The following is a 24,636-nucleotide window of genomic DNA, read 5'->3' on the forward strand; positions in this document are numbered from 1 at the left end:
AGCGGTTTTTCCGGCGCGACTTTTCCGGCGCGACTTTTCTGAACACATGTACCGGCGGTACGTACGAAGGTGGGGCGCCCCTTTTCAGGGACGCCCCACCTTCGTACGTACCGCCTGCTAATCGTCCTCGCTGTCGAGTCCGAGGCCCGGCAGGATCCCCGGCAGCAGCGGCGGGATCGTGACGTCCGGCTCCGGTTGTGCGGGTTTGCTGCCGGACGGGGACGGTGTGGCGCCGCTCGACGGGCGCTCGAACAGGCCGCCCGTGTCACCGCCGAGCAGGTCGTCGTCCGCCGTGCTGCCCGAACCGGACGGACGCGGACTGCCGCTGTCTCCAGTACGGCCACTGCCGGTGGCCGGTGAGGACTGTGTCGTACGGCCCGGGTCCGAGGTGTTGCCCGAGTCCTGGGTGGCGCCGGGGCGCTGCGAGCCGCGGCCGCCCTTTTCCGGGACGCGTGGCAGCAGCGACGCCAGCGGGCCGACCTCTTGGTCTATGGCGTCGAAGACGGAGTTCACTTCGTCGCCGACATCGGTCAGCTGGGCCGGCAGCCGGTCGCGGAGTCCGTTCCAGGCGTCGCGATGGGACCGGGAGAACGAATCGAGCCTCGCCATCGGGCCGAGGGAGCCGTCCCTCGCGTACGCCTCGTGGAGCAGGCGGTGGCCCTCGGTGACGTCGTGTCTCATGCCGTTGAGTGCGCGGCGGACCTCGCCGAGCGACTCGTGGTCCATGGCGCCCGCCCGGCCGCGTTCCATCAGGCGGCGTGCCTCGCTGAGCCGGGTGGAGGCCTGGTCGAGGTAGAGCCCGCCGCGGTCGGAGTCGTCGTCCGCCAGGCCGAGCTTGAAATCTTCCATGCCACGCTTCAGCCCGTACAGCGAATCACCGGGAAGGGCGTCGGAGCTGGCAGCGGCCACTCCGCTGAAGGCTCCCGCAGCCACACCGACGGTGAGACCGCCGGCCGCGAGGCCCTTCGACCACCGGGAGCGTGGTCGCAATTTCCGGAGCGGGGAGGCCCGATGGGCGCCACGGCCGGGTGTCCGCTGTTCGGGCACTGTAGGGCCCGCGGACGCACCCCCCGAGGCGAACATCTCTTCCATGGCGGCCACGAGCTGTGCTCGCTGCACCACTTTGACCTCGGGATCCATCTCCGGTTTCGGCAGCTCGCCGAGACCGTTCGCCAGAGCCAACAGCCGTCCGGGCGCGGTCGGTTCGACCGATTCTTCGGGCTGTGCGGCCGCCTGATCTTCCAAGGCCTGGGCGAAGGCGTTCGCCCGCCGACGCGCCGAAACGTTCGCGATCACTGGCGGCACCTCCTCTCGTCATGACGATCGACTCCCCTGGGGGTCCGGATGGTTGCATACCTTGAACACATCCACACGATCGAGTGAGTGGCTGCGGGCATGGCGTGACCACAGGGAACCTGCATCCCGCACAACGAGCGTCGCGGCACTTGGGTTACGCGCGAAGGATGATGTGACCAGTGCGTCATCGAGGCGTCACCGATGGTGAGTTGGGAGTCGGTCAGCGGGCGTCGTCGGGGAGGAGCCGGGCCAGTGTGCGCACCGCCCGGTACTGGAGGGTCTTGATCGCGCCCTCGTTCTTGCCCATCACCCTGGCCGTCTCGGCGACCGAGAGGCCCTGCAGGAAGCGCAGGGTCACGCACTCCTGCTGCTGAGGGTTGAGCTTGCGGACCGCTTCCAGCAGTGCGGCGTTCGACAGGGACTCGAGGACCGAGTCCTCCGGGCTGCGCTCGACCTCGTTGGCGTCGAGCATCTCGCCGGTGGTTACTTCCAGCCGGAAGCGGCTGGACTTGAAGTGGTCGGCCACCAGATTGCGGGCGATCGTGACCAGCCAGGCGCCGAAGTCGCGCCCCTGCCAGGTGAAGGTGGAGATGCGGCGCAGGGCGCGCAGGAAGGTCTCGCTGGTGAGGTCCTCCGCCGTCGCCTTTCCGCCCACGCGGTAGTAGATGTAGCGGTAGACGGTGTCGCTGTACTGGTCGTAGAGACGGCCGAAGGCGTCGGTCTCGCCCGCCTGGGCGCGCTCGACCAGGTCCATCATGCGGGCGCTGTCGCTGTCGGCGCTGGGTCGGCGGGCGGCGGTCGAGGAGCCGCCGGCGCCCCGGCTGCCTCGTCTGCCGACGGCCGCGCGGCCGTCGGCCAGGGCGTAGCAGGGGGCGGCCGGGCCGCTTGGGGCAAGGCGGGGCATGGCGAATGCGGGGACGGCGTACGCGGTGGGGACGAAGCCGCGCAAGTGGTCGAGGACCGTTGCGCGCAGCGTAGCCAGGCCCGAGGCGTCAACCCCGACGTGTGGGTACACGGGACTCCCAGAGGCAGAGCTTCCATCACGTGCAGTGCGGGACCGTTCACCCGTCGTGGGGACTGGTGGGGTCCGTCATGCGTCTGAGGAGAATAACGCTTCGTACAGGCGTTGCTACACCCAGTTGCTCAAATCGTCGTTTCAGTCGCTTCTGTTACGTCTAGGAGACGTATCAAGTCGCAGATCGTGAGCACTTGTTGATCGAATTGATTCGTGATCTGTCGTGTCGGGCGGTGGATTGTGCCCGACACGCGGCAACAGGACTGGCGGGAGCGCACAGGGGCAAGGGCCTGGATTGCTCGCGGAAAGCGCTGTCGTCGCCGGAGCGGGCGTCGCCGTTCGAGTCGGCGTCGGCCCGGGAGTCGGCGTCGGCCCGGGAGTCGGCGTCGGCCCGGGAGTCAGCGGCGGCGGCGATGGAGGGCGACCGCGGCCGCCGTGCCACCCGCGATGGCGCCGACGCCCGCTGCCGCCGGAATGCCGACCTTGGCGGCTTTGCGGCCCGTGCGGTAGTCGCGCAGCCGCCACTCGCGCGCTCGCGCGTACTTGCGGAGCTTGGTGTCCGGGTTGATGGCGTACGGATGTCCCACCAGCGACAGCATCGGGATGTCGTTGTGCGAGTCGCTGTACGCCGCGCAGCGGGTCAGGTCCAGGCCCTCGGCGGCGGCCAGCGCGCGTACGGCCTCGGCCTTCGCGGGGCCGTGCAGCGGCTCGCCCACAAGCTTTCCGGTGTACACGCCGTCGAGGGACTCGGCGACCGTGCCCAGCGCGCCGGTCAGGCCGAGCCGGCGGGCGATGATCGTCGCGGTCTCGACGGGCGCCGCGGTCACCAGCCAGACCTTCTGCCCGGCGTCGAGGTGGGCCTGGGCGAGAGCGCGCGTGCCGGGCCAGATGCGGTCGGCCATGTACTCGTCGTAGATCTCTTCGCCGATCGACATCAGCTCGGAGACGCGGTGGCCCTTCACGATGGACAGGGCGGACTCGCGGACGTCCTGCATATGTTCCGGATCCTCGACGCCGGCGAGCCGGAACCAGGTCTGCTGCCAGGCGAACCGGGCCAGTTCGCGGCGCTGGAAGAACTTCCGCTTGTACAGGCCGCGGCCGAAGTGGAAGATCGCAGCGCCTTGCATCACGGTGTTGTCGAGGTCGAAGAAGGCGGCGGCCCGGTCGTCCCCGGCGACGGGGAAATCCGGTTCGGCGGCCGAGGCGGTGCCGTCCTGCGCTTCGAGTGCATCGAGCGCCTCGAAATGCTGCGACGACTTGCGCGCTGCCTCCGCTGCTGCCTCGCCTGCGAGCACGCTCCGCGCGGTGGCGGAGCGCCTACGGGGGGTGAGCCATCCCAGTGCGGCCATGTCGTGAGCATAGCCAGTCTGTTCGGTACTTCCCGACCCACCGGGATGCCATGGCGTGAACTCTCCGCGACCAACCCGTTAAACGGGCGATTCGGGCGTACGGGATGCGTGCCGCAGCCCTCCGGCGCGGGCGGAGAATGGGCACATGAGTCCTGTGTTGCGACGAGCGAAGAAGAAGGCCGACGAGCGGGTGGTGACGCTGATCGGCAAGCCGGGATGTCACCTCTGTGACGACGCGCGGGCCGTGGTCGAGGAGGTGTGCACCGAGACCGGTGCGTCCTGGGAGGAGAAGGACATCACTCAGGACGAGGCGCTGCACCGGGCGTACTGGGAGCAGATTCCGGTCGTCCTGGTCGACGGCGAGCAGCACACGTTCTGGCGTGTCGACGCGGGACGGCTGCGCCGCGCGCTCGGGGCGTAGATGAGCGGCCGGAGACCATCGGGGTCGTTTTGCTCGGGTCCCGGACGCGGTCCAGCCTCTATCGGGACGCTGTGCGGACAGGGCACAGTAAGCGGTCTCGGGGGCGTAGTCGTGAGGAGTGTGTACGGTTTTGCCCCCTTCGGCTCTTCAGCGGACCCATGCGGTCCAGAGTTCCAGGATCACGCGATCGGATGGCGTGACCCCGGTCACTTTGCACGGACAAAACGGACACCATCTTTGTGCACGCGTTCACAAAGACATAGCCTGCATTCGACGGGGCGGCCCTGTGACATACGGCCGCCTGCAGCCTCGCTCATCCCGCAGGAGCACCGTGGCAACTGGCCGAAATCACCGACCGGCGACCCGTAGCCGAGGAATCCCCGAGGCCACCGTCGCCCGACTCCCGCTGTACCTGCGCGCCCTGACCGCGCTGTCCGAGCGGTCCGTTCCCACGGTCTCGTCGGAGGAACTCGCCGCCGCGGCCGGAGTCAACTCCGCGAAGCTGCGCAAGGACTTCTCCTACCTGGGCTCCTACGGGACGCGCGGTGTCGGCTACGACGTCGAGTACCTCGTCTACCAGATCTCGCGCGAGCTCGGTCTGACGCAGGACTGGCCCGTGGTCATCGTCGGTATCGGTAACCTCGGCGCCGCGCTCGCCAACTACGGCGGGTTCGCCTCCCGGGGCTTCCGGGTCGCCGCGCTGATCGACGCCGACCCGGAGATGGCCGGAAGGCCGGTCGCCGGGATGCCCGTCCAGCACACGGACGAGCTCGAGAAGATCATCAGTGACAACGGAGTGTCGATCGGTGTCATCTCGACGCCCGCCGGCGCCGCGCAGCAGGTGTGCGAGCGGCTGATCGCGGCCGGTGTCACCTCGATCCTGAACTTCGCCCCCACCGTCCTCTCGGTGCCCGACGGCGTGGATGTGCGCAAGGTCGATCTCTCGATCGAGCTGCAGATCCTCGCCTTCCACGAGCAGCGGAAGGCCGGCGAGGAAGCCGAGGCCGCAGGCCGGAAGGGACCCGACGGGGACATGCCCGCCGTGATGCCGGCATGAGTCTCCTGGTCGTCGGGCTGAGCCATCGCAGCGCGCCGGTGAGCGTGCTGGAGCGGGCCTCGCTGTCCGCTGATGCGCAGATCAAGCTGCTCCAGGACACCCTCGCCGCGGAGCCCGCGGCCGAGGCGGCGGTGCTGGCCACCTGCAACCGCATCGAGCTGTACGCGGACGTGGACAAGTTCCACGCCGGTGTCGCGGAGCTCTCGACGCTGCTCGCACAGCACAGCGGGGTGGGGCTCGAGGAGCTCACTCCGTATCTCTATGTGCACTACGAGGACCGCGCCGTACACCACCTCTTCTCGGTGGCCTGCGGTCTGGACTCCATGGTCGTCGGCGAGGGGCAGATCCTCGGGCAGATCAAGGACGCTCTCGCCCTCGGGCAGGAGCTGCACACCGCGGGCCGGCTGATCAACGACCTGTTCCAGCAGGCCCTCCGCGTCGGCAAGCGCGCGCACAGCGAGACCGGGATCGACCGGGCCGGGCAGTCGCTCGTCACCTTCGGCCTCGAGCAGCTGGCCGCGGGCGCGTCCGTCGAGGCATGGGCCGCGGACAAGCGGGCGCTGGTCATCGGCGCCGGCTCGATGTCCTCACTCGCCGCGACGACGCTGGCGCGCCTCGGTGTACGTGAACTCGTCATCGCGAACCGGACGCTGGAGCGCGCGGAGCGACTGGCCGCGGTGCTGACGGAGCCGGGCGGGGTGAGCGCGCACGCCGTGTCCATGGCCGACGTCGCCGACGAGCTGACACGTGCCGATGTGGCGGTGTCCTGCACCGGTGCGACGGGCCTGGTCCTGACGGCCGAGTCCGTCGCGGCGGCGCTCGCGGAGCACGTGGTACCGGTGGCGGGGGCGGGGAAGGACCTGCGCGCTCCGGACGGCAGTCTGGTGGCCCGCCTCGCCGCGGCCGCGGCGCGCGACGGCCGCCTGGCCGACAAGTCTGCTGCGGGGGGCGCGGACGTGGCGGACCGCGCACCGTCCACCCGGTCCGGCGACCCGTCCGCCTTCGGCGGCGCTGCCGTCGGTGACACCGGGACGCCGGCCGGCCGCGACGCCGCGGTGAACCTCGCCGAGACCGCCGGGGCGTGCCCCGTCGGGCTCGGCGACGGGCTCGGACCCGACGCGCTCGCGCAGCACCAGGTATGGGTCGACAACGCGCCCCGGGACACCCGGGTCGCCGGAGCCCTGCACGAGCGGGGCGCCGCAGCCGCAGCCACCGCCCGCGTCCGGCTCGCCCTGCTCGACCTGGCCATGCCCCGTGACATCGACGGTGCCGTCCACCGGCTCGCCGGCGTACGGCTCGTCGACATCGAATCGCTCGCCGAAGCCTCCGCCGACGCCCCGATGGCCGCCGATGTGGACCAGGTGCGCGGCATCGTCTCCGACGAGGTGGCCGCCTTCGGCGCCGCCCAGCGCGCCGCGCACATCACTCCGACCGTCGTCGCCCTGCGCACCATGGCCGCCGATGTCGTCGCCGGCGAGGTCGCGCGGCTCGAGGGCCGCCTCCCCGACCTGGACGACAAGGAGCGCGCCGAGATCACCCAGACCGTGCGCCGCGTCGTCGACAAGCTCCTGCACGCGCCCACCGTGCGGGTCAAGCAGCTGGCCAGCGAGCCCGGCGGCGCCGGGTACGCGGACGCGCTGCGGACACTCTTCGACCTCGACCCGGAGACGGTCGCCTCCGTCAGCCGGGCCGACCTGAATGACGCCGACGTCAAGAACCGAGGGCGAGTATGACCGAGAGGGCACTGAGGCTCGGGACCAGACGCAGCAAGCTGGCCATGGCCCAGTCCGGACAAGTGGCGCAGGTGGTGCGCCAGTTGACCGGCCGTGCCGTCGAGCTTGTCGAGATCACCACGTACGGGGACACCTCCCGTGAGCATCTCGCGCAGATCGGCGGTACGGGGGTCTTCGTCACCGCACTGCGGGACGCCCTGCTGCGGGGTGACGTCGACTTCGCCGTTCACTCGCTGAAGGACCTGCCCACCGCGCAGCCCGACGACCTGGCGCTGGCGGCCGTGCCGCCGCGCGAGGACCCGCGGGACGTGCTGGTGGCGCGCGATGGACTGACCTTCGACCGGCTGCCGGACGGAGCCAGGATCGGCACCGGTTCGCCGCGCAGGATGGCGCAGCTCAACGCGTACGCGCGCAGCCATGGCATGGCGATCGAGACCGTGCCGATCCGCGGGAATGTCGATACGCGGATCGGATACGTACGCAGCGGGGAGCTGGACGCCGTGGTTCTTGCCGCGGCCGGGCTCAACCGCATCGGCAGGATCGACGAGGTCACCGACTTCCTGGCGGTCGACTTCGTCCTGCCCGCCCCCGGCCAGGGGGCACTGGCGATCGAGTGTGCCGCGGTCAACGCGGACCTCATCGCCGCGCTCGCCGAGCTCGACGACCCGCACACCCGGGCCGCCGTGACCGCCGAGCGTTCCCTGCTCGCCGCCCTGGAGGCCGGCTGCACCGCACCTGTGGGTGCGCTGGCCGACCTGCTGGCCGACGGGCAGGTTGTCACCGAGATGCGCCTGCGCGGCGTCGTCGGCACAACCGACGGCTCGACGCTGGTGCAGCTGTCCACCACCGGTCCCGTACCCACGTCGCACGGCGACGCCATCGCGCTCGGTCGCGAACTGGCGTCCGAGATGCTCGCCAAGGGTGCGGCCGGTCTTATGGGGGAGCGAGCACGTTGAGCCCCACCAACTTTCCGGCCCTTCCTGCACACGGACACGGGCACGTCACCTTCCTCGGCGCCGGACCCGGCGACCCCGGACTGCTGACACTGCGCGCCGTCGAGGCGCTCGCGAGTGCTGAGGTACTGATCGCCGAGCCCGATGTGCTCGACGTGGTACGCAGCCATGCGCGAGCGAGCGTAAGCACGCCTGAACTGACGGTTGTTGACGACGCGTCAACAGCCGCCGGGATCCCCGTCCTCAGGGATGCGGCCAATCTTGTCATGGAGGCCGCGAGGGTCGGCAAGCGGGTCGTCCGCGCAGTCTCCGGCGACCCCGGCCTCGACGGAAACGCAGGTCAGGAGATGCTCGCGTGCGCCGCGGAGGGGATTCCCTTCGAGGTCGTGCCGGGTGTCGCCACGGCGGTGGGCGTGCCCGCGTACGCCGGTGTGCCGTTGCGCGACCCGCAGGGCGCCGACGTCCGTTTCGTGGACGCCCGTAGCGCGAGTGACCGGTGCTGGACCGAGGTCGGCGCGAGCGACGGCACGGTCGTCGTCTCCGCGACGCTGGAGACGGTCGCCGCGGCGGCGGGCGAGCTGGTGGCCGCGGGCCGCAAGCCGGACACGCCGCTGACCGTGACCGTCGCCGGTACGACGACGCGGCAGCGGACGTGGTCCGCGACGCTGGGAACGATCGCGCAGGTCCTGAAGCAGGCGAAGGTACTGCCCTCGCCCGAGGGGCACCGGCCTGTCATAGCCGTGGTGGGTGAGCGCAGCGCCGCCGCCCAGCGGGACCAGCTCTCGTGGTTCGAGTCCAAGCCGCTCTTCGGCTGGAAGGTGCTCGTGCCGCGGACCAAGGAGCAGGCGGCTTCGCTCTCCGACCAACTGCGCAGCTACGGGGCCGTGCCGCACGAGGTGCCGACGATCGCCGTCGAGCCGCCGCGGACGCCCCAGCAGATGGAGCGCGCGGTCAAGGGCCTGGTGACGGGCCGCTACGAGTGGATCGCTTTCACGAGCGTGAATGCCGTGAAGGCGGTGCGGGAGAAGTTCGAGGAGTACGGGCTCGACGCGCGTGCTTTCGCGGGTATCAAGGTCGCGGCGGTGGGCGAGCAGACCGCTGCCGCGCTGGTCGATTTCGGCGTCAAGCCTGATCTTGTGCCGAGCGGGGAGCAGTCGGCCGCCGGTCTGCTCGAGGACTGGCCGCCGTACGACCCGGTCTTCGACCCGATCGACCGGGTCTTCCTGCCGCGTGCGGACATCGCCACCGAGACGCTGGTGGCGGGCCTCATCGAGCTGGGCTGGGAGGTCGACGACGTGACCGCGTACCGGACGGTGCGGGCGTCGCCGCCGCCGGCGGACACGCGTGAGGCCATCAAGGGCGGCGGGTTCGACGCGGTGCTGTTCACGTCGTCGAGCACCGTGCGGAATCTGGTGGGTATAGCCGGCAAGCCGCACAACGTGACCGTGATCGCCTGCATCGGCCCGGCGACCGCCAAGACGGCGGAGGAGCACGGGCTGCGGGTGGACGTGCTGTCGCCGGAACCGTCGGTGCACAAGCTGGCGGAGGCGCTGGCGGACTTCGGCGGGCAGCGCCGGGCGGCGGCGGTGGAGGCGGGCGAGCATGTGACGCGTCCGAGCGAGCGGCGTCCCGGCGGACGGCGGCGGCGGACGACGTAGTTCGGTGCGGGGGCGGGGTGCGGGTCGCCTTCGGGGCGTTTCCCCACCCCGCCCCTTCCTGTAACCGGGGGCAAGCCCCCAGACCCCGGTACGGCCTTCGGCCGTGTCCTCAATCGCCGGACGGGCTGGGTTTCCCGGACATCCCAGCGCCTTCGGCGTTTGAGGAGCGGGGCTTGGGGCGGAGCCCCAACAGGGGCCCCGCCGGCGATTGAGGCGCGGGGGCCGAGGCAGAGCCCCGGCATGGCCCGCCCGGCCCCGACACCCTGTCGGCACCTGCGCACCCCCGCCCGGCGTAGCGTTGCTCCCATGACTGCGTACGGATCCTTTCCCGGCGCGCGGCCGCGGCGGCTGCGCACGACACCCGCAATGCGACGGATGGTCGCGGAGACCCGGCTCAACCCCGCCGATCTGATCCTGCCCGCCTTCGTGCGGGAAGGGATCAGCGAGCCGGTGCCGATTTCCGCGATGCCCGGCGTCCTGCAGCACACCCGCGACACCTTGCGGAAGGCGGCCGTCGAGGCGCTCGAGGCCGGGGTTGCCGGGATCATGCTGTTCGGGGTGCCGGAGGACGCGAAGAAGGACGCCGCCGGGACCGCGGGGACGGATCCGGACGGGATTCTGCAGGTCGCGATCCGGGATGTGAAGGCCGAGGTCGGTGACGAGCTCGTCATCATGTCCGATCTCTGTCTGGACGAGTACACCGATCACGGGCACTGCGGGGTGCTGGACGCCGAGGGGCGCGTCGACAATGACGCGACCCTCGAGCGGTACGCCGAGATGGCGCAGGTCCAGGCGGACGCGGGCGTCCATGTCGTCGGGCCCAGCGGGATGATGGACGGCCAGGTCGGCGTCATCCGCGACGCGCTGGACCAGACGGGGCACGAGGACGTGTCGGTCCTCGCGTACACCGTCAAGTACTCCTCCGCCTTCTACGGTCCGTTCCGGGAGGCCATCGGGTCCTCGCTGCGCGGTGACCGCAAGACGTATCAGCAGGACCCCGCCAACCTTCGGGAGTCCCTGCGGGAGTTGGCACTGGACCTGGCCGAAGGCGCCGACATGGTGATGGTCAAGCCCGCGGGTCCGTATCTCGATGTGCTGGCGAAGGTCGCGGACGCCGTGGACGTGCCGGTCGCCGCGTACCAGATCAGCGGTGAGTACGCGATGATCGAGGCCGCCGCCGAGAAGGGCTGGATCGACCGGGACAGGGCGATTCTGGAGGCCTTGACCGGGATCAGGCGGGCCGGTGCGCAGATGATCCTGACCTACTGGGCGACGGAGGTCGCGCGCACGCTCTGAGCCGGAAACTGGTGCGGCTGCGGGCCGGGGGACTGTTCTCCCCGGCCCGCAGCCCGTTTTCGGGGGGTTGTCAGCAGTACAGGTTGCCGCCGGGGGCGACGCCGAGGATCTGGGTGAACGACTGGTAGCTGTTGACGCGGCTCTGGACCTGCGCCGGGTTCTTGCCGTCGCACTCCAGCGAGCCGTTGATGGAGCGGATGGTCTGGCCGAAGCCCGCCTGGTTGACCATGGCGTTGTGGGGCGTCATCGTGCCCGGGCCGTTCTGGGTGTTCCAGTACCAGAGGCCCGTCTTCCAGGCCACCGCGGCGTCGTTCTGCACAAGCCAGGGGTTGCCCAGCAGGTCGATGCCGAGCGCGTCGCCCGCGGCCTTGTAGTTGAAGTTCCAGCTGAGCTGGATCGGGCCGCGGCCGTAGTACGCCGCCTGGCCGGCCGGGCAGCCGTAGGGCTGGCTCCAGTCGCAGTAGTGCGGGTAGTTGGCCTGGTTCTGCTCCACGACGTGGACCAGACCGCCGGTCTCGTGGCTGACGTTCGCGAGGAAGGCCGCGGCCTCCTGCTTCTTGACGGTGTCGCTGCCGGTGTTCGCGAAGCCCGGGTACGCGCTCAGCGCGGCCTTCAGCCCGTTGTAGGTGTAGAACGAATTCCGGCTCGGGAACATCTGGTTGAACTGCGCCTCGCTCACGACGAAGCCGGAGGGGGACGGGTCCCCGCCGCCGCTGCACGTGTACGGGTCCCAGAACCAGGTGCTGATGGTGGGGTCGTAGCCCGGATTGTCGTGCTCGGCTATGTAGTACTTGCCGTCCGTGTATTTGACAACGTTGCCAGTGACGTACGAAGTACCGGCGGACCAGTTCGGCGCGGACGTGCACGCATCCGCGGAGGCGGCGGACGCGGCGGGCATGAAGGCTGCCGCCACTCCGCTCCCGACGAGGATCGCGACAAGCAACGCCATGATGCGGTGTCTCAGCACTCGTGACTCCTTTGCGCGGCAACGGCCTTGTCCGGAACGACAGTTGTCGTCCGGACAGGCCGCGGTGGGGGGCTGTGCCGCACACTCAAGCGTGTTGTCGTGATCGAGTCAAGGTATAGACCAATGCGGTGGAAGTTCAGCCGAAAATGTCCGTCAGTCCCACCAGAAGGTCCAGTGCTGTCGGCCGAGCAGAGCCAACTCCGCGTACTCGCGGATCGTGTCGTACCCCTGCCATACGTTGTCCGGGCAGAACGCGTGGTGCTCGGCGGCGACGGCCAGGGCCTCCGCCATCGTGCGGGGCGGGGCCGCGACGGAGACGTCCAGGCGGTCGAAGTGGAGCGCTACGACCCGTATGCCGAAGCGCTCCTCCCATGAGCGCAGCACGGCGGACAGCGGGCCGGTGTCCGCGTGATTGCAGGCGCCGGTCCAGCCCAGCGCCGCGGGGATGTCCGCGCTGCGGCGTACGGGGATCAGCCCGGCCCGGACGTCCCCCAGCTGTCCGGCCTCCAGCAGCCCGGCGGCGACACCGGCGGCCGTGACGTCCGGGTCGGCCTCCGGCTCGCCCGCCGGGGCGAGGCCGGGCCATTCGGTTGTGAAGGGCGCGATGGTGTCCGCGTCGTCCTCGTCGCCGTCCTCCGCCTGGACGTGGTCCCACAGGGCCGGCAGAACCTCTTCGGCGTCGTGGTCGTCCGGATCCGACTCCTGGGCGAGCCCGAGATCCCGGTCCCAGGTGTGGTCCTTGCCGTTCACAAGCAGCACAGGATGCATGCCGGACGCCTCCCGGGCGGGCAGGAGTCGCGCCCAAGTGTTGGGCTGCGCGGGCTCGTTCGCGTACCAGAGGGACGGCTGGACGCGCATGGCACCGGGCGGCAGATCGAGGCCGAGTGCGTTCGGGTTGATCACCATGCAGGCGACTTTAGGGGCCGCCACTGACAATCGGCTCAGAGCATGGTCGCGCTGAAGGCGGCCCCAGGTGGCTGGGGGTGAGGGTGAGCGTGCGGCCGTCGGCGTTCTTGGACTCCCCCGGGGCAGCGGTGGGTCGGGGGAGCCGTGATCCGAGCCGCCGTCAGGGAGTTCGCCGTCACTTCCTGAGCAGGTCGGCGATGCGGGACAGGCCGTCGGCTGCGTAGCCCTCTGTCATCGCGCGGTCCAGGATCGCCTGGAAGGGCTCGAAATGGTCAGTTCTGACGCCCTGGTCGCGAAAGGCGGTGAGGAAGTTCGGGATCGCCGCGTGGTTCACGGCGAGGCTGGAGACGTCCGTGAGGTGCTGCCCCGAGTCGATCGCCTTCGCCCACTCGGGCGCGCTGCCGAGCATCGCGCCGATCCCGGTCATTCCGAGGCCGAGAACGGATACGGCGGGCTTGGGCGTGGCCGTGCAGGGCTCCTCGGGAGTGACGTAAGGGATCTCCTTCGATCCTCGTGCCGCACTGGAATGCCCACAAGTACCGACTATTTGGTCAGGTACTTACCGCGGGGTGCGCACGAGGCGGACGGGCCCGGCCACACGCCCACCCGGGTCGGGCGGGCCGGAGTCGACGACTAGTGGTGATCTCGCCTCCGGCGGCGCACTCTGGAAGAGGTACCGGAGGTGATCCGCCATGCAGACACTCGTCGGATGGCATGTAGAGATGGAATTCACTGAGGAAGGCGACCGGACCAGGGCGGCCGCCATGGTGAGACTGGGCGACGGCACGGAAATACGCGGCCACGGTAATGCCCAGCGCCACCCGTCCGATTCGGAACAGCTGCGGGTCGGCGAGGAGATCGCGGGCGCACGAGCGCTCATGGACATGGCCTCGCAGCTGCTGCAGAAGGCCCACACGGAGATCGACGAGGCCTCGGGCAGAAAGTCGCACGCACTGATGTGACGGGATGCGGTATGGCCCCCGCCGGGTTCCCGGCGGGGGGCGGAGCCGTGCGCTCCGCGCGTTCCGTGCGCTCCACGTGTCCCGTGGACTCCATGCGCCCCATGCGCCCTGCGCGCCTCAGTAGGTGAGCGCGTCCGCCATGGTGCTCTGCCAGTAGCTGACGGCTGCGTTGGAGTCGGCGTACGTGCCGGCAGGGAGGGTGAGCACGTCGGGGGCCGTTTCGGTTGAGCCGGAGCCACTGCGCGGGGCGAAGTGGACGGTGAGCTTCTTTACCGTTTGTCCGTTCTGGCCGCTGTCGTCGGCCTCCAGGAGAAGCGAGGCGTACGCGGACTCCCCCGGAGCGATGGTGACGACCGCCTGCGGCTTGCTGGAGTCCATGATCTGCGTGACGGCCTGGGCGTCGTCGAAGCGCAGGAGCGGGGCGTGGTAGGCGTTGCACGCCTTCGAGCCGGTGTTGGTCATGGTGAGCAGCAGGTGGTTGATGGGGCGGCTCACCTTGCTGACGGTGACCTTGGTGTTCTCGCCGATGCAGGCGGCGGTGGCGGGGCCGGAGTCGCCCGCCTTGCCGGAGCCCTTGCCGCCGCTGTTGCTGTTCTTGCCGCCGCCCGTCGAACGGCCGCCGTTGCCGGTGCGGGTGTCGCTGCCCGCGGGGGTGTTCGTGGGGCTGGGCGCGGGCTTGGCGCCCGTGGACGGCGTACTCGTGGACGCGGGCGCCGCGCCCGACTTCTTTGCGTCGGCGTCGCCGTCGTCGCCGGACTGGCAGGCCGTCAGAGAGAGGGCGGCCAGCAGAGCGGTGGCGGCGACGGCGGTGGTGCGGATACGGGCATTGTGCATGGTGTTCGGTTCTCCCCGTGTGGATCGTCTGTGGATCAGAACTGGCAGATGAGGGCCGTGACGACCGCAGTCGCTGCGATCACCACAAGCACGGCCACCACATCGATGAGGCAGTTGCGTATGCGGGTTCGCATGGCTCCTTCCGGCTGCTTCCCGGTGGGCTGTGCGGTGTGATCACAGACTGCGTGGCGGCCGGTTCCGGCCGCAACAGCCCCTGAACCATTGGGGATGCTGGAACGCTTGCGCGTACGGTGACCTGGGGGGATACCCCGTCCCTGGAACGGCGTTCCGGGACAGTCGGCAGCGCTCAAGAGGGGGAACACCGCACGTGGCGACACTGGAGGCCGAGGAGTTCGCGGCCCTGCTCAGGGAACTCAAGGACCGCTCGGGACGCAGCTACGGCATCCTCGCGGGCAAGCTGCACGTCAGTACGTCCACGCTCCACCGGTACTGCAACGGCGACGCCGTCCCCACCGATTACGCCCCCGTGGAGCGGATGGCCCGGCTCTGCGCCGCGACGCCGGACGAGCTTGTGGAGCTGCACCGGCGATGGATCCTGGCGGACGGCGCACGTCGGCGTGCGCGGGTCGAGGGTGCCGCGGCGGAACCGGTGCCGGAGGTGCCTGAGCCGGCCCCCGTGCCTGAGCCGGACCTCGTGCAGGAGGTGGCTGTGCCGGAGGTGGCGCCCGAGCGGGGAGCGGTGCCCGAGGGTGGGGCCGGGCGTCGCACCCGCGACCCCAAGAGGCTGCGGATCGCGCTCGCCGCAGGCGCCGTTGTCGCCCTGGCCGTGCCCGCCGCCTTCATCGCGAGCCACGCGGCAACGCAGGACCAGGACGACAAGCAGACGTCCCACGCCGTAGCCGGGGCCAGTGCCCCGCCCGGCACCGCCGCGCCCGGTTCCCCGTCACCGAGCGCCTCGCCGAGTGGCAGCCCGGCCAAGAGCGCCTCGCCCAGCGGGAGCCAGGCGGCGACACCGGCCGCGGGCGTGGCCCCCACGCCGCCGGCTCAGTCCGGCGGCGTACCGCTGCGGGTGGGCGTCAGCTCGTACAACTGGGAGGAGCCCTGCGGTCAGTACTACCTCCTCGACCAGGCGCCCGACGCCGTCCCGCCCCCGCCCGCGCCGCAGGACAACCGGAGCTGGGCCCGTGCGCTGGGCGGGGTGGACGGCGGCCACCTGCTGCTTCAGCTGACCGCGACGGGCAGGACGGCGGACTCGGTGGTGCTGAACGCCGTGCATGTACGGGTCGTTGCGCGCAGCGCACCCCTCGATTGGAAGGCGTACTCGATGTCCTACGGCTGCGGTGGTGGCATCACCCCGCAGGCCTTCGACATCGACCTGGATGCCGGGCAACCGCTGGTGAAGCCCGTGGCGGGGCAGGACGGCGACACCGTCGTGCCCGCCAAGGACTTCCCGTACAAGGTCGCGTCCAACGATCCGCAGGTGCTCAACCTCGACCTCCACACCGAGGGACACGATGTCAGCTGGTACCTGGAGCTCGACTGGAGCAGCGGGGACCGGCGGGGGACGGTGCGTGTCGACGACGACGGGAAGCCGTTCCGTACGAGCGCGATCAAGGGACGGACCGAGTACGGGTACTGGCCGGACAAGAGCGCGTGGGTCGCGCAGGAGCGTCCTGAGGGTCCCTGAGAGTCTCCGAGGGGCGTTGAGTTCAGAGACGCTCGGGGGTGTGGATGCCGAGGAGCGCCATACCCTGGTGGAGCGTGCGGCCGGTCAGGTCGCACAGGAACAGACGGTTCTCGACGAGCTCCGCGGGGTTGTCGTCGCTCAGCACCTGGCACTGGTCGTAGAACGTGGTGAGGTGCGAGGCCAGCTGGTAGAGGTACGCGGCCAGCTTGTGCGGCTCGTACGACGAGGCGACTTCCGCCAGCGTCTCCCCGAACTGGTCCAGATGAAGACCCAACGCGCGCTCAGCCGGTGCCAGTTCGAGCTCCGGGTGGGCTGCCGGCTTGGCGTCGCCCGCTTTGCGCAGGATCGACTGGATACGGGCGTACGCGTATTGCAGGTACACCGACGTGTCGCCGTTGAGCGACACCATCTGGTCCAGGTCGAACTTGTAGTCGCGGGCAGCGGACGTCGACAGGTCGGCGTACTTCACCGCGCCGATGCCGATCTGCTCCCCGTTCTCGATGATCTCCTCTTCGGTGAGGGCGATCTTCTCGTTGTTCTTCTCCCGCACGACGGCCGTCGCCCGCTCGATCGCCTCGTCCAGGAGGTCGACCAGGCGGACCGTCTCGCCCGCCCGGGTCTTGAACGGCTTGCCGTCCTTGCCGAGGACGGTCCCGAACGCCAGCTGTACGGCCTTGACCTCGTCGTTCAGCCAGCCGGCCCGCCGCGCGGTCTCGAAGACCATCTTGAAATGCAGGGACTGCCGGGCGTCCACGACGTAGATGAGGGTGTTCGCCTTGAGGTTCTGCACCCGGTCGCGGATGGCGGAGAGGTCGGTGGCCGCATAGCCGTAACCGCCGTTGCTCTTCCTGACGATGAGCGGGGTCGGGTTGCCGTCCGGTCCCTTCACGTCGTCGAAGAACACGCACAGCGCACCCTCCGAGCGGACCGCCACGCCCGACTCCTCCAGGAGGCGGCAGGTCTCGTCGAGCATGTCGTTGTAGCCGGACTCGCCGACGATGTCGGGGTCGCGGATCTCCATGTCGAGCTTGTTGAAGACCGAGTAGAAGTAGATCTTCGACTCGTCGACGAACCGCTGCCAGTGGGCACGCGTCTCGGGGTCCCCGGCCTGCAGGTCCACCACCCGGTTACGGGCGCGGTCCTTGAACGCCTCGTCGGAGTCGAAGAGCGCGCGCGAAGCCTTGTAGATGCGGTTCAGGGAGGACATCGCCTCCTCGCCGGTGACCTCCTCGCCGCCCTCGTGGTCCAGCTCGTGCGGGTGCTCGATCAGGTACTGGATGAGCATGCCGTACTGGGTGCCCCAGTCGCCGATGTGATGGCGCCGGACCACCTTCTCGCCGGTGAACTCCAGGATCTCGACCATCGCGGCGCCGATCACTGCGGAGCGGAGGTGGCCGACGTGCATCTCCTTGGCCACGTTCGGCTGGGCGTAGTCGATGACCGTGGTGCCCGGGTTCTCGGCGTACGGGACACCGAGCCGGTCGTCGGCGGCGCGTGCGGCGAGGGTCTTCACGATCGCCTCGTCGGTGAGCGTGATGTTGAGGAAGCCGGGGCCCGAGACCTCGATCTCCTTGAGCAGGTCACCGGTGGGCAGGCCCTCGACGACCTTGGCCGCCAGCTCGCGCGGGTTGCCCTTCAGCTTCTTGGCGAGCGCCAGGATGCCGTTGGCCTGGAAGTCGGCCCGGTCGCTACGTCGCAGCAGGGGGTCGGCGGAACCGGCCTCCGGCAGGGCTGCCGAGAGGGCGTCCGCGAGGCGCTGCTGCACGGTCGAAGCGAGGGAAGGGACCGAGGCCATGAGCTTCCGTTCTTGTCGAGTCTCGTCGGGAGTCTGTTTCGGTTGTCAAGTGTCCCATGGGGCGGCAACCTCTTTTCTCCTCGGAATGGGCAACCTCAGGGGGAGCCGTTCCGTCTGGGACAATGGCGTACGACGCCTGTCGAGAACCCGCAAGAGAACCCCAAGCATTCAAGGACGTGCCGATCGTGGCTCAGAGCAGCACCGAGACCGACTGGGTCTCCCGTTTCGCGGACGAGGTCATCGCCGAGTCGGAGCGACGTGCGCCTGGCAAACCGGTCGTCGTCGCGTCCGGTCTGTCGCCGTCAGGCCCGATTCACCTGGGCAATCTCCGTGAGGTGATGACCCCGCATCTGGTCGCGGACGAGATCCGGCGGCGCGGTCACGAGGTCCGTCATCTGATCTCGTGGGACGACTACGACCGGTACCGCAAGGTGCCGGCCGGGGTCCCCGGCGTGGACGACTCGTGGGGCGAGCACATCGGCAAGCCGCTCACCTCGGTGCCCGCACCGGCCGGGTCGGCCTCCCCGAACTGGGCCGAGCACTTCAAGGCCGCGATGGTCGAGGCGCTGGCCGAGCTGGGTGTCGAGTACGACGGCATCAGCCAGACCGAGCAGTACACCTCGGGTGTCTACCGCGAGCAGGTCCTGCACGCGATGAAGAACCGCGGCAAGATCGACGCGATCCTCGACCAGTACCGGACCAAGAAGGCGCCCGCCAAGAAGTCGCAGAAGCCGGTGGACGAGGCGGAGCTGGAGGCGGCGGAGGGTTCCGGCGCGGCCGCCGAGGACGACGGCAGCGGGGGCGCCGCCGGGTACTTTCCGTACAAGCCGTACTGCGGCCGGTGCGAGAAGGACCTGACGACCGTCACCTCGTACGACGACGAGACGACCGAGCTCGTGTACACCTGCACGGCGTGCGGCTTCGGCGAGACCGTGCGGCTGAGCGAGTTCAACCGCGGCAAGCTGGTCTGGAAGGTCGACTGGCCGATGCGCTGGGCGTACGAGGGCGTGATCTTCGAGCCGAGCGGTGTCGACCACTCCTCGCCGGGATCGTCGTTCGTCGTCGGCGGGCAGATCGTGCGCGAGATCTTCGACGGCGTGCAGCCGATCGGTCCGATGTACGCGTTCGTGGGAATCTCCGGGATGGCGAAGATGTCGTCGTCCCGTGGCGGTGTGCCGACGCCGGCCGACGCGCTGAAGATCATGGAGGCGCCGCTGCTTCGCTGGCTGTACGCGCGGCGCAAGCCGAACCAGTCCTTCAAGATCGCCTTCGACCAGGAGATCCAGCGGCTGTACGACGAGTGGGACAAGCTGGAGGCCAAGGTCGCGGACGGGACCGCGCTGCCGGCGGATGCCGCTGCGCACTCACGGGCCGCGCGGACGGCCGCGCGTGAGCTGCCGCGTACGCCGCGCCCGCTCTCGTACCGGACGCTCGCCTCGGTCGTCGACATCACGGCGGGGCACGACGAGCAGACCATCCGGATCCTGAGCGACCTCGACCCGGAGAACCCGCTGTCCTCGCTGGACGAGGCACGGCCCCGGCTGGACCGCGCCGAGAACTGGATCACCACCCAGGTCCCGGCCGACCAGCGCACTCTGGTCCGCGAGGAGCCGGACACCGAGCTGCTCGGCTCGCTGGACGACCAGGCGCGCGAGTCGCTGCGGCTGCTCCTGGAGGGGCTGGACACGCACTGGTCGCTGGACGGTCTGACGACGCTCGTCTACGGCGTGCCGAAGGTGCTGGCGGGCCTGGAACCCGACGCCAAGCCGACGCCGGAGCTGAAGGCCGCGCAGCGGTCCTTCTTCGCGCTGCTCTACCACCTGCTGGTCGGCAAGGACACCGGGCCGCGGCTGCCGACGCTGCTGCTGGCGGTGGGGGCCGAGCGGGTTCGGAAGCTGCTCGGCGCGTAGCCGCCGACGTACACAGGGCCCTCGTCCGGGATCGGACGAGGGCCCTGTGGCGTTGCCGCGAGTCTTGGTCGGGCGAGTTCTGGTCGGGTGAGTCCTGGTTACGCGATGTGTTCGGCGTCCGCGTCCAGTTCGGTCTGGTAGCGGTAGCGGAAGTCCCGCAGATAGCCCCTGAGCGAGCTCTCGCTCAGCGGGCCGCCGGTGCGGCCCGTGATGCCGTAGAGGTCCATCAGATAGAGGCCGAACTGCCGGGCGTTGGGGAAGTCGCCGTGCTCACTGACGTACTTGCGGAAGGCGTTGAAGTACGCCTCCTCGCGCGTGAGGTCGTCGGGCAGACCCGGAGTCGGAAGTTCCTCGACCTCCGACTCCGGGTCGGCGTACTCCTCGGCCGGCGGCTGCTGCTGCCCGGCGGCGGGGCCGGGCTCGGCGTACTGGGCCTGGGCGTCCGTGCGCTGACCGGGGACGACGCCACCGAGGGGGCGGGTGCGGCCGGGGCCCGCCGGGACGCGCACCGGGGTGGGCTCCAGGCCCTCGACGTACGTCGGGTTGAACGCACTCTCGTACGCGTCCTGCGGGACCTGCGGAGCCGCGAACCAGGGGCTCTCGAGGTTCTCCTGCTGGTACTGCTGCTCCGCGTACTGCTGGTCCCCCTGGGCCTGGCCCGGGATCCGGCCCTGGTCCTGCATCCGGCCGTCGTACTGCTCGTACTGCGCGTACTGCTCGTCCTGCTCGAATTCCTCGTGCTCCTGGGGCCACTCCGGCCCGCCGGGCTCCTGGACCTGGGCCCGGCCCTGAGCCTGCGCCCGCGGCAGCTGGGGCTGGGGCTGGGGTGCCGGTGCCGGCGGGAGCAGCGCCGGCTCGACGCCCGCCGCGGCCAGCCCCGCCGGAGCCGTCTCCGCCAGCGGTACGCCGTACTTCGCGAGGCGCAGCGGCATCAGCGACTCCACCGGGGCCTTGCGGCGCCATGACCGTCCGAAGCGGGCCTGAAGGCGGGCCTGGTAGATCAGCCGGTCCTGCTCGAGCTTGATGACCTGCTCGTAACTGCGCAGCTCCCACAGCTTCATCCGGCGCCACAGTTTGAACGTGGGTATCGGGGACAGCAGCCAGCGGGTGAGGCGTACGCCCTCCATGTGCTTGTCGGCGGTGATGTCCGCGATCCGGCCCACCGCGTGCCGCGCCGCCTCGACCGAGACGACGAACAGGATCGGAATGACCGCGTGCATGCCGACGCCGAGCGGGTCGGGCCAGGACGCCGCGCCGTTGAAGGCGATGGTGGCGACGGTGAGCAGCCAGGCGGTCTGGCGGAGCAGCGGGAAGGGGATGCGCAGCCAGGTCAGCAGCAGATCCAGGGCGAGCAGGACGCAGATACCCGCGTCGATGCCGATCGGGAAGACGATGGAGAAGTCGCCGAAGCCCTTCTTCAGGGCGAGCTCGCGTACGGCGGCGTACGACCCCGCGAAACCGATCGCGGCGATGATGACCGCGCCCGTGACGACGAGCCCGATGAGTATGCGGTGCGTGCGTGTCAGCTGCATCGCGGCCACCCGCGATCCCCTCCCGTTTTCGAATCCAGCGGGCACAGCCTGGCACATGCTTGCGGAGCCCGTCCCTCCGGGGAGCGACGGGCCCCGTGAACAGGCCGGGTGCGGAACCTACTTGTTGGCGGCGGTGACCGAGGCCACAGCCTCCTTGGACGCCGTCACGGCGTCCTTCATCAGGTCGGAGGCGGACGGGCTCTTCGCGCCCGCGTAGCCGGTGCCGTTGTAGGTGAGCGTGATCACGACATTGCCGGTGCGCGCCACGACCGTCGCATACGTGAAGTCCTCGCCGGTCTTCTCCAGGTCGTAGCCGACGGCCGTGGCCGCTTCGCCGAGGCCGGCCGCGGGCGAGCTCCGCACCTTCTTGGCACCCTCCACGGACTTCGCCTTGGAGATCTCCTTGGCGTAGCTGTCCTCGGCGCGCTTCTCGCCGCTGATACCGAGGGACGACTCGGACTCGTACCGGAGGAAGGAGACATCGAGCCAGCGGTACTGCGAGCCCTTGACGCCGTTGTCGTCCAGACCGTTCCAGGAGCAGCTGCCGCGGTTGGCGATGTCCGTGGACTTGCCGGCGGTGCCCGACTTGACCTTGGTCTTCGGCACCAGCTGCTCGATCGTCTTCGCGGAGATCGTCTTGCAGGGCTCGGGAAGCTTCGAGTACTTCGCGGGTGCGACGGTCGCCGGCTTCTGCGCGTCCGGCGAGGAGGCGGAGGAGGAAGAGTCCTTCTTGCTGTCGCCGGCGGAGTCGGACGAGCAGCCGGCGACGACAAGCATCACCGGGACGGCTGCGCAGGCGAGTATGCGGGTGAGTCGCGTGGCTGAACGGTGCATGGTTCCTTCAGTCGATTGTCGTACGGTCCGGTTGTCGTAGGGTCCGGTCGGCGAGGCCACGGTACGCGGACATGGCCCGTCCACGGGTGTGTCTCCGGATACGTACGTTCGTCCTCGGGCCCGCTCAGTCGGTGAACTGCTCGACCAGCCCACGGGCCAGCCCTTGTGCCTTTTCCTGCAGTTCCTTGCTGTCCGGGACCTCTGTCGTCACGGCGGCCTGCTCGGCGTAGACGATGGTCACGATGACGTTCGATGTGCGGAAGACCACGCTCACGGTGCGGCGCTGGGCGGTGGAACCGGCCCCGGCCCCCGTGAGGACGTCGTCGAGGAAGGCGGCGTCGCCGAGCCTCTCGAGGACCCGCGGCGCAAGTCCGTCGGGGGTGCCGGTGCCCGATGGCGTTCCTGTGCCCGTCGGCGTGGACGGCGTCGTCGGCGTGGACGGTGTGGTCGGCGGGGTCGCGGGTGCCGTGGACTGTGCGGGGGCCGTGGACTCCTGCCCCTTCTCGCCACGCGGGTCGACGGCGACCGGCAGCGAGGCCGCGGCCTGCTTCTTCGCGAAGACCTCCTGCGCCCGGTCCTCGTCGCTCACCGCCCCGTCGTAGGAGACGACACGCTCGAAGTCGAGCGTGAGGTGATGGGAGGCGTCCGGGGCGTCGGCCTTCCAGCTGCAGCCGACGCGGCGGTCGGTGTCGTAGGTGACGGCGGCCGCACCGCGGTACACGTTCTGTTGCTGTTCCTCGGGCAGCTCGGCGGCGCCGGGCAGCAAGTCCTTGAGGGTGGAGCGCTCGACGGAGCGGCAGGGCTCGAGGAGAGTGCGGTACTTGCCCGGGGGAGCGGCGGAGGACTTGGCTCCGCCCGCCTTGGAGTCCGTGGCGGAGCCGTCGGTGCCGGTGCCGGCGGTGCAGCCGGGGACGAGCGCGACGAGGAGCGCCGCCAGGCCGGGTACGTACGCCTTTCGTTGCACGGTCCCAGGCTCCTTTCGGGAGGAAAAGCGGTTGCCGCCCGATGGCGGCCGATGGACACAATGTCTATCGCACACGCTGCCGTGGATGCCGGTCCGTTGAGTCTTTTGCGGTCCTTGGCACCGGATTTTGCGTTTTAGGCTTTTACGGGGGAATCGAGGAGTTATGTCGTATGTAGAGGTGCCGGGCGCCAAGGTCCCGATCCGGATGTGGGCCGACCCTTCGACGGTTGAGGGCGGTGCGATGCAGCAGCTGCAGAACGTCGCCACCCTGCCCTGGATCAAGGGCCTGGCCGTGATGCCGGACGTCCACTACGGCAAAGGCGCGACGGTCGGCTCGGTGATCGCGATGCACGGCGCGGTCTGCCCGGCGGCGGTCGGAGTCGATATCGGCTGCGGTATGTCGGCCGTGAAGACGTCGCTCACCGCGAACGATCTGCCGGGTGACCTTTCCCGGCTCCGCACCAAGATCGAGCAGGCTATTCCGGTCGGCCGGGGGATGCACGACGACCCGGTGGACCCGGGCCGCGTGCACGGTTTCCCGACGGCGGGATGGGACGACTTCTGGAGCCGGTTCGACGGGGTGGCCGATGCGGTCAAGTTCCGTCAGGACCGGGCGACGAAGCAGATGGGAACGCTGGGATCCGGGAACCACTTTGTCGAGTTCTGTCTCGACGAATCGGGTTCGGTCTGGCTGATGCTGCACTCCGGATCACGGAACATCGGCAAGGAACTGGCCGACTTCCATATCGGCGAGGCGCAGAAGCTGCCGCACAACCAGGGCCTGGTCGACCGCGACCTGGCGGTCTTCATCTCGGACACCCCGCAGATGGCGGCGTACCGGAACGACCTGTTCTGGGCGCAGGAGTACGCGAAGTACAACCGCGCGATCATGATGGGGCTCTTCCAGGACGTGGTCCGCAAGGAATTCAAGAAGGCGAAGGTGACCTTCGAGCCGGTGATCTCCTGCCACCACAACTATGTGGCGGAGGAGCGGTACGAGGGGATGGACCTGCTGGTCACCCGTAAGGGCGCCATCCGCGCCGGCAGTGGGGAGTTCGGCATCATTCCGGGGTCGATGGGCACCGGTTCGTACATCGTGAAGGGGCTCGGAAACGCCAAGTCCTTCAACTCGGCGTCGCACGGAGCCGGTCGGAAGATGAGCCGTAGCGCGGCGAAGCGGCGGTTCTCGACGAAGGATCTGGAGGAGCAGACGCGGGGTGTGGAGTGCCGTAAGGACTCCGGCGTCGTGGATGAGATCCCGGGTGCGTACAAGCCGATCGAGAAGGTGATGGAGCAGCAGCGGGACCTGGTGCAGGTGGTCGCGAAGCTCAAGCAGGTCATCTGTGTGAAGGGCTGACGTCCAGCACCTCACGTGATCGACATGCCCCGGACTCCGCGTCCGGGGCCCGTCGGTCGCCGAGCGGGTTGCGACGACCGCGTCCGGCCGAGGGGCGAGCGTGATGAGGATCTCTGAAACTGAAAATCCCCGCCCCTGCTCCTCTCCCC

General features: G+C 69.7%; 21 protein-coding genes. 10 read left to right on the top strand and 11 right to left on the bottom strand.

What is annotated here, in order from left to right:
• Positions 1–117 precede the first annotated feature (117 nt).
• From OG966_RS23320 to OG966_RS23330, 3 genes are all read right to left on the bottom strand, one after another.
• Positions 118–1,296, bottom strand: a complete 1,179-nt coding sequence (locus OG966_RS23320; protein ID WP_326651731.1) for a DUF5667 domain-containing protein — start codon at positions 1,294–1,296, stop codon at positions 118–120.
• Between the two features lie 220 nt (positions 1,297–1,516).
• On the bottom strand, positions 1,517–2,311 hold the full coding sequence (locus OG966_RS23325) for an ECF subfamily RNA polymerase sigma factor, BldN family (protein WP_326651732.1): 795 nt from the start codon (positions 2,309–2,311) through the stop codon (positions 1,517–1,519).
• A 398-nt stretch (positions 2,312–2,709) separates the two neighbouring features.
• Positions 2,710–3,660 carry an HAD family hydrolase gene (locus tag OG966_RS23330; RefSeq protein ID WP_326651733.1) on the bottom strand — a complete coding sequence of 317 codons (951 nt, stop codon included), beginning with the start codon at positions 3,658–3,660 and terminating at the stop codon, positions 2,710–2,712.
• Between the two features lie 145 nt (positions 3,661–3,805).
• On the opposite strand from OG966_RS23330, the gene OG966_RS23335 reads away from it, so the two are divergent.
• From OG966_RS23335 to hemB, 6 genes are all read left to right on the top strand, one after another.
• Positions 3,806–4,081, top strand: coding sequence for a glutaredoxin family protein (locus OG966_RS23335; protein WP_326651734.1), 276 nt, complete (start codon positions 3,806–3,808; stop codon positions 4,079–4,081).
• Positions 4,082–4,412: 331 nt separating this feature from the next.
• Positions 4,413–5,138: a redox-sensing transcriptional repressor Rex gene (locus tag OG966_RS23340; RefSeq protein ID WP_326651735.1), complete on the top strand. Its 726-nt coding sequence runs from the start codon at positions 4,413–4,415 to the stop codon at positions 5,136–5,138.
• A complete protein-coding gene (locus OG966_RS23345; RefSeq protein WP_326651736.1) occupies positions 5,135–6,871 on the top strand; it encodes a glutamyl-tRNA reductase in 1,737 nt (578 codons plus the stop codon). The genes OG966_RS23340 and OG966_RS23345 overlap by 4 nt, the downstream gene beginning before the upstream one ends.
• Positions 6,868–7,827: a hydroxymethylbilane synthase gene (gene hemC / locus OG966_RS23350; RefSeq protein WP_326651737.1), complete on the top strand. Its 960-nt coding sequence runs from the start codon at positions 6,868–6,870 to the stop codon at positions 7,825–7,827. The genes OG966_RS23345 and hemC overlap by 4 nt, the downstream gene beginning before the upstream one ends.
• The gene (locus OG966_RS23355; protein WP_326651739.1) at positions 7,824–9,482 is read left to right on the top strand and encodes a bifunctional uroporphyrinogen-III C-methyltransferase/uroporphyrinogen-III synthase; all 1,659 of its coding nucleotides are present in this window, start codon (positions 7,824–7,826) and stop codon (positions 9,480–9,482) included. Before hemC ends, OG966_RS23355 begins: the two co-directional genes overlap by 4 nt.
• A 306-nt stretch (positions 9,483–9,788) precedes the next feature.
• Positions 9,789–10,778 carry a porphobilinogen synthase gene (hemB, locus tag OG966_RS23360; protein ID WP_326651740.1) on the top strand — a complete coding sequence of 330 codons (990 nt, stop codon included), beginning with the start codon at positions 9,789–9,791 and terminating at the stop codon, positions 10,776–10,778.
• 70 nt (positions 10,779–10,848) lie between these two features.
• On the opposite strand, the gene OG966_RS23365 is transcribed toward hemB, so the two are convergent.
• The 3 genes from OG966_RS23365 to OG966_RS23375 form a co-directional block, all read right to left on the bottom strand.
• A complete protein-coding gene (locus tag OG966_RS23365) occupies positions 10,849–11,745 on the bottom strand; it encodes a glycoside hydrolase family 19 protein (RefSeq protein ID WP_326651741.1) in 897 nt (298 codons plus the stop codon).
• Between the two features lie 153 nt (positions 11,746–11,898).
• On the bottom strand, positions 11,899–12,651 hold the full coding sequence (locus OG966_RS23370) for a DUF4253 domain-containing protein (RefSeq protein WP_326651742.1): 753 nt from the start codon (positions 12,649–12,651) through the stop codon (positions 11,899–11,901).
• A 175-nt stretch (positions 12,652–12,826) separates the two neighbouring features.
• Entirely contained in the window at positions 12,827–13,078 is a 252-nt protein-coding gene (locus OG966_RS23375) for an imine reductase family protein (RefSeq protein WP_326651743.1), read from the bottom strand.
• 265 nt (positions 13,079–13,343) lie between these two features.
• Here OG966_RS23375 and OG966_RS23380 point away from each other — a divergent pair, with 265 nt between their 5' ends.
• The gene (locus OG966_RS23380; protein WP_326651744.1) at positions 13,344–13,613 is read left to right on the top strand and encodes a DUF1876 domain-containing protein; all 270 of its coding nucleotides are present in this window, start codon (positions 13,344–13,346) and stop codon (positions 13,611–13,613) included.
• A gap of 117 nt (positions 13,614–13,730) precedes the next feature.
• Here OG966_RS23380 and OG966_RS23385 read toward each other — a convergent pair whose 3' ends face one another.
• A complete protein-coding gene (locus OG966_RS23385; RefSeq protein WP_326651745.1) occupies positions 13,731–14,447 on the bottom strand; it encodes a DUF4232 domain-containing protein in 717 nt (238 codons plus the stop codon).
• Between the two features lie 328 nt (positions 14,448–14,775).
• On the opposite strand from OG966_RS23385, the gene OG966_RS23390 reads away from it, so the two are divergent.
• Positions 14,776–16,095 carry a helix-turn-helix domain-containing protein gene (locus OG966_RS23390; RefSeq protein WP_326651746.1) on the top strand — a complete coding sequence of 440 codons (1,320 nt, stop codon included), beginning with the start codon at positions 14,776–14,778 and terminating at the stop codon, positions 16,093–16,095.
• Between the two features lie 22 nt (positions 16,096–16,117).
• Here OG966_RS23390 and argS read toward each other — a convergent pair whose 3' ends face one another.
• Positions 16,118–17,890 carry an arginine--tRNA ligase gene (gene argS / locus OG966_RS23395; RefSeq protein ID WP_326651747.1) on the bottom strand — a complete coding sequence of 591 codons (1,773 nt, stop codon included), beginning with the start codon at positions 17,888–17,890 and terminating at the stop codon, positions 16,118–16,120.
• A gap of 176 nt (positions 17,891–18,066) precedes the next feature.
• On the opposite strand from argS, the gene lysS reads away from it, so the two are divergent.
• A complete protein-coding gene (lysS, locus tag OG966_RS23400) occupies positions 18,067–19,800 on the top strand; it encodes a lysine--tRNA ligase (RefSeq protein WP_326651748.1) in 1,734 nt (577 codons plus the stop codon).
• A gap of 98 nt (positions 19,801–19,898) precedes the next feature.
• Here lysS and OG966_RS23405 read toward each other — a convergent pair whose 3' ends face one another.
• The 3 genes from OG966_RS23405 to OG966_RS23415 all read right to left on the bottom strand — a co-directional run bounded on the left by OG966_RS23405 (position 19,899) and on the right by OG966_RS23415 (position 23,130).
• The gene (locus OG966_RS23405; protein ID WP_326651750.1) at positions 19,899–21,341 is read right to left on the bottom strand and encodes a DUF2637 domain-containing protein; all 1,443 of its coding nucleotides are present in this window, start codon (positions 21,339–21,341) and stop codon (positions 19,899–19,901) included.
• Positions 21,342–21,449: 108 nt separating this feature from the next.
• Positions 21,450–22,166 (bottom strand): DUF3558 family protein, encoded by a 717-nt coding sequence (locus OG966_RS23410; RefSeq protein ID WP_326651751.1) that lies wholly within the window; start codon positions 22,164–22,166, stop codon positions 21,450–21,452.
• A 124-nt stretch (positions 22,167–22,290) separates the two neighbouring features.
• Positions 22,291–23,130, bottom strand: a complete 840-nt coding sequence (locus OG966_RS23415) for a DUF3558 domain-containing protein (protein ID WP_326651752.1) — start codon at positions 23,128–23,130, stop codon at positions 22,291–22,293.
• A 163-nt stretch (positions 23,131–23,293) separates the two neighbouring features.
• Between OG966_RS23415 and OG966_RS23420 the strand changes: the two genes are divergently transcribed.
• Positions 23,294–24,487 carry an RtcB family protein gene (locus OG966_RS23420; protein ID WP_326651753.1) on the top strand — a complete coding sequence of 398 codons (1,194 nt, stop codon included), beginning with the start codon at positions 23,294–23,296 and terminating at the stop codon, positions 24,485–24,487.
• Positions 24,488–24,636: the final 149 nt, after the last annotated feature.

Origin of the sequence: Streptomyces sp. NBC_01750, from assembly GCF_035918095.1 — a bacterium.
In the GTDB taxonomy this organism is placed as follows: domain Bacteria; phylum Actinomycetota; class Actinomycetes; order Streptomycetales; family Streptomycetaceae; genus Streptomyces.